We start from the raw sequence: 4,792 nt of genomic DNA on the forward strand, positions 1-4,792 counted from the left end.
GCGCAACCGAATCCGCCCGTCGACCAGGGCGGGAACGCCTGCAAAGCTCTTCGCGACATTTTCGGCGCTGAGGAGAAGCGGCGCGGTGGCGCCGTTCTCGTTGGTGATAGCTTCGTTCTGCGTCATCTTCCCGTCCTCCTCGGGATGAGATGGCGCGGGCGCTTGTCGGCCCGCAGCCCTTTCGTCTTCAGGCAGCCTTGTTGATCTCGGCCCGGCGCACGGCTTCTTCCCAACGGCTTTCGATGAAAGCCTTGGCATGCGCGGCGAGCGGATTGTTGTCGGTCCAGGTGTCGCGCCAGATGCCGCACACACGCGACAGGGCTTCATCGACGATGGCGCTGGAGAAGCTCTCGAAGGTGACGTCGCGATTGTGGAAGCCAATGTCCACCAGCGCGGAAAAGATGCTCGCGAAATCGATCGTACCGGTGCCGAGATAGCCGCGGTAGTTCTCGTTGAAGTGGAAATAACCGAGCTTGTCCCCAGCCAGACGGATCGCCTCGGCCTGGCTCGCCTCCTCGATGTTCATGTGGAACGTGTCGAGATGCAGGAAGACGTCGTCGCGGCCGGTGTCCTTGATGAACTTCAGGCCTTGCGCGGTCGTGTTCAAGAGGTTGGACTCGAAGCGGTTCACCACTTCCAGAACGATCTGCACGCCGCTATCCCTGGCCACCTCGGCTGTCGCGGCGATGGCGTCGGCGCTGTTCATCCAGCCGGTTCGCGTGGGCAGCCCGTCATACTTGCCGTGCATCGAATAGAGAATGCCGCCCAATCGGATGCCGCCGATGTCGCGGACCGCCTTGACCGCGTCGGACAAGAGCGCCTTTCCCTTGGTGACCACGGCCTTGTCCTCGCTCGAGACGTCCGCATCCGCCGACAGGCCCATCGTGACCACGATCTCGATGTCCAGTTCCTTGGCTTGCTTCGCCAGGCGGTCGAGGTCGAATTTCTCGGGCCGCAGATAAGCGAACTCGATCAGCCGGTAACCATGATCCGCCGACTTGGCGAGTGCCATTTCCAGGCCCTCCTGGGTCAGGCCGTTTGTCCAGACAAATGAATGGATACCAAGACGCCGCATTCAGATCCTCCGATAATCAGGTTTGCATGTTAAAGATACAAACTTGATCCTGAATGCCTAAAATTCAGCTTCGGCGCAAGAGGAATTCTGGCATTGGTCGGCGCGAGCCAATCATGCCGGATTAAAAAAATGCTGGAAAACAAATGGTTGAGAGGCATCATGGAGATGCGAGAAAATCTTCTCTGACCTATGCGAGAAACGGGATATGCAGCTTTTGACAACAAATATCCCGTCACTTGCGCAGACCGAGCGGCATGGACCGCTCGCTCGGCGAGACGCAAGGCGAATGCGGAACGAGCGGAACCCGGTCCAACGTTCGTTGGTTCCTGCCAAGGCATTCGCTTGGGACCAGCCGGCGGACGCCCGATCCTCCGGCTTGCCCAAGCGCGCACCCGGACGCGGCGACGCGCAAACCCTCAGCCGGGAAACAGGTCCAGGATCGACGACAGACGGTTGGCACTGAGATCGATGTCGCTGAGCGGGCCGCCGCTGGGGAGATAGCCAACCACGAACAGACCGGCGGCCCGTGCGGCCTTGGTGCCGGTGCGGCTGTCTTCCACAGCGACGACGGATCCCGGAGCTATGGCGAGCTGCCGGCAGGCCTCGCGATAGGGCGTTGGGTCGGGTTTGCCGACCGTAACGTCGTCGAGGCTGATTGTGAGGCTCATATGGTCGAGCACGCCGAGCGCATCCAGATTGGCATTGACGACTTGCCGGCCGGAATTTGACACGCAGACCTGCGGGACGCCGCGGTCAGCCAGGGTCCGGATCGTCTCGACCGCCTCGGGGATCGGGATGGCGTCCGCCCGGTTGGCGACGTAGTGGGCATTGATGGCGGCGAGCCACTCCGCCTGGTCAAGCCCGACTGGGAGGCGCGGACGCAGCATTGTCCAGACGTCGCCCATATGGATGCCGCGAAAGGCTTGGTCGGGCAGGTCGTCAAGATCGACGTTCCAGTTGCGGCAGCCGGCGAGGAGAGATTGATGATGCAACGGCTCGCTGTCGATCAGCGTTCCGTCGATGTCCCAGGCGACGGCGCGATACATCACGATGGCGATCCCGCTTTGGTCGCGCCAGGAGCCGATAGGCGTGTATAGAGATCGCGATAGCGGCGGTAACCGTCGCGGTAGATGTCGGCCTTTCGCGGGTCGGGATCGAGCCGGTCGGCGAAGCTGACGAAACCGGAAACGCCCGACCAGTCGTCGGTCAGGCCGGTGCCTATCGCCGCCGTCCAGGCAGCGCCGATGCAGGAGCCGGGGTGCCCGGTCAGGCGTTGGACCGGCTTTTGCAAGACATCCGCGACAATCTGCATCCAGACCTTGCTGCTTGAGCCGCCGTCGGAGGCGAGATAGCGCTCGGTCCGATGGCCCATGTCGTTGAGCACCTCGACATGATGCGCGATGGCAAAGGCATAGGCCTCGAGCAAAGCGCGCCAGACATGGCCGATATCGTGCGAAAGCGTCAGGCCGTCGATCACGCCGCGGGCCGCTGGATCATGGATCGGCGTCTTCTCGCCAAGGAAATAGGGCAGGATGATGAGGCCGTCGGCACCGGCGGGACGCTCTGCCGCCAGCGCATCGAGCCGCTGGTGTACGGAAATACCCTCGGCCTGTGCCGCGGCCATCTCGCCGCCGGCGAAATTGCGTACGAACCAGTTGAGGGCGGAGCCGCCTGTCGACATGCAGCCATTGGGCATGAACAGGCCCGGGACCAGGTGATAATCGAGATACATGCGCGGATCGGGCTTGATCTGATCGGTAGCGATCAGGATATCGACCGAGCCGCCGAATTTCAGGAGGACATCGCCCGGCTTGGCGACGCCGGCGCCAAGCGCGGAGGCGATCATGTCGGCTGCACCGCCGACGACCGGTGTTCCCGCCATCAGGCCTGTCTCATCGGCGGCCTTCGCCGAGACGGAGCCGAGGATCTCATGCGAGGCGATCTTTCGTGGCACGGCCGAGCGCGGTATGTGCGCGAGCGCCACCAGATCGTCGTCGATCCGGTGCGTCGAAACGTCGACGAAGCCGGCCTCCAGCGCCCAGTTCTGCTCGACCGCACGTTCGCCGGTGAGGCGCCAGTTGATATAATCGTAGGAGCCGAAAACGGTGGCGATGCGGCTGAACACCTCCGGCTCGTGACGCTCAATCCAGCGCAGCTTTGCGGTGACGAGCTGTTGGTTGATGCCGTTGCCGGCCTTGGCGATGAAAGCCGTCTCATCGCATTCGGTCCGCAGTTCGGCCACTTCGGCGCCACAGCGGCCGTCGCTCTGCTGGATGCTCGGCCGCAGCACTTCGCCCTTCTCGTTCAGAAGAACGACCGCCGGCAGCATGCCGGTGGTGCCGACCGCCACGATTTCCTCGGCCTTGATGCCGCTGGTCCTGAGCAACTCCTGCACGATGTCGCGGACATTGGTCCACCATTGCGCGGGATCTTCCTCGGCCCAGCCCGCATGCTCGGAATGCAGCGTGACGGGGCGCGAGGCGAGGCCCAGCACCTGATCGGGAAGCCGGATCAGGATGCCGATCGTCGAGGTGGTGCCGATATCGAGACCGAGAACGAACGCCATGTCGAATCCATTGAAATGCTGGGAAGGGCAGGCGGGCGAAACCTGTCTGCCTCGTTGTGTCGCACTGCTCGATACCAGTCGATCATTCCGGACGCCGGCCTGCAACGATCGATATGATCACCGCGAGCCGGCGCGATGGCCGGCATCGCCGTGGAAGCCGTCCTCAGCGCAAAGTGGCGACAACATCCATGAAGCGCTTGACCCGATCGCCGTCGACGGCGTTCCAGGTATTGCCACCGATCTTGAAATGGGTCCCGATCACGACGCCGCTCGCCAGCGAAAGGACGTCGCGGACATTGTCGATGTTCACGCCGGTGTTGGCGAAGACCGGCACGTCCTTGATCGTCTCGCAGACGCTGCGCAGGTGGGACTGGTCGGCCGGCTGGCCGGTGATCGGACCGGAGACGAGGATCGCGTCTGCCATCGACGAGAACACCGCGCTCTTGGCACGCAATTCAATCGGGCGCTGGTCGAGCGAGTGTGCGAACTCGGCATTGATGTTGAAGAGAAGCTTCATGTCGTCGCGACCAAGGTTGTGCCGCAGGCGCGAGGCGGCGGCGCAATCGGGCTCCCACAAGCCCATATCGGAAGCGAACAGGCCGGTGAAGATCTCGCGCACGAAACGGGCTCCGGTGGCAGCTCCGATCGCGACGCTGGCAGTCGGATCCCAGAGATAGTTGACGCCAAACGGCACTCTCAGCTCGGGCTTCACCGCCTGGACGATGGCAGTCATGGCGGCAATGCCCTCGGGCGGCGCCTTGAAGACATAGGGGCGGTCGTTCTCGTTGCCGAACATGATGGCATCGACGCCGCCGTTCTGCAGCTTGCGGATGTCGGAGAGTACGCCATCGATCAGCTTGTCGAGGCCGCCATCGGCATCATAGAGGGGCGTTCCCGGCAGGGCACCGATATGTGCCATCGAGATGACAGCCTTCTTCTTGTCGCCGAAAAATTCAAATACCATCGAGTCTTCTCCTTGGGGATAAAGTGAAAATGGCGCGCCTCAGTCGCGCGTCAGTGGCGGCGCGATGCGCAGGTCGACCTTGGCCGCGGCGAGCGCCGCGACGATCTTGGCCGGCGGCTCGGCATCGGTGATGAGGATGTCGAAGTCCGACAGTGGCGCTATCCGCACCAGCGACATGCGCAGGAAT

4 protein-coding genes and 1 pseudogene are annotated in these 4,792 nt (G+C 62.9%); all 5 read right to left on the reverse strand.

What is annotated here, in order from left to right:
• Positions 1-187: 187 nt before the first annotated feature.
• Positions 188-1,075 carry a sugar phosphate isomerase/epimerase family protein gene (locus EN994_RS18185; protein WP_013530264.1) on the reverse strand — a complete coding sequence of 296 codons (888 nt, stop codon included), beginning with the start codon at positions 1,073-1,075 and terminating at the stop codon, positions 188-190.
• A 416-nt stretch (positions 1,076-1,491) separates the two neighbouring features.
• Positions 1,492-2,121, reverse strand: coding sequence for an HAD family phosphatase (locus tag EN994_RS18190; protein ID WP_082826650.1), 630 nt, complete (start codon positions 2,119-2,121; stop codon positions 1,492-1,494).
• Positions 2,121-3,641 (reverse strand): FGGY-family carbohydrate kinase, encoded by a 1,521-nt coding sequence (locus EN994_RS18195; protein ID WP_063170083.1) that lies wholly within the window; start codon positions 3,639-3,641, stop codon positions 2,121-2,123. The genes EN994_RS18190 and EN994_RS18195 overlap by 1 nt, the downstream gene beginning before the upstream one ends.
• Positions 3,642-3,804: 163 nt before the next feature.
• On the reverse strand, positions 3,805-4,605 hold the full coding sequence (locus EN994_RS18200; RefSeq protein WP_024502261.1) for a BtpA/SgcQ family protein: 801 nt from the start codon (positions 4,603-4,605) through the stop codon (positions 3,805-3,807).
• Positions 4,606-4,644: 39 nt separating this feature from the next.
• Positions 4,645-4,792: pseudogene (locus EN994_RS36160) on the reverse strand (DeoR/GlpR transcriptional regulator); the annotation flags it as partial.

This window comes from Mesorhizobium sp. M7A.F.Ca.CA.002.09.1.1 (genome assembly GCF_003998555.1).
Taxonomy (GTDB): domain Bacteria; phylum Pseudomonadota; class Alphaproteobacteria; order Rhizobiales; family Rhizobiaceae; genus Mesorhizobium; species Mesorhizobium ciceri.

What these genes read in the sequence shown, in the direction of transcription:
- EN994_RS18185 (WP_013530264.1), bottom strand. Translation starts at nt 1,075, where the DNA reads ATGCGGCGTCTTGGTATCCATTCATTTGTCTGGACAAACGGCCTGACC.
- EN994_RS18190 (WP_082826650.1), bottom strand. Translation starts at nt 2,121, where the DNA reads ATGTATCGCGCCGTCGCCTGGGACATCGACGGAACGCTGATCGACAGC.
- EN994_RS18195 (WP_063170083.1), bottom strand. Translation starts at nt 3,641, where the DNA reads ATGGCGTTCGTTCTCGGTCTCGATATCGGCACCACCTCGACGATCGGC.
- EN994_RS18200 (WP_024502261.1), bottom strand. Translation starts at nt 4,605, where the DNA reads ATGGTATTTGAATTTTTCGGCGACAAGAAGAAGGCTGTCATCTCGATG.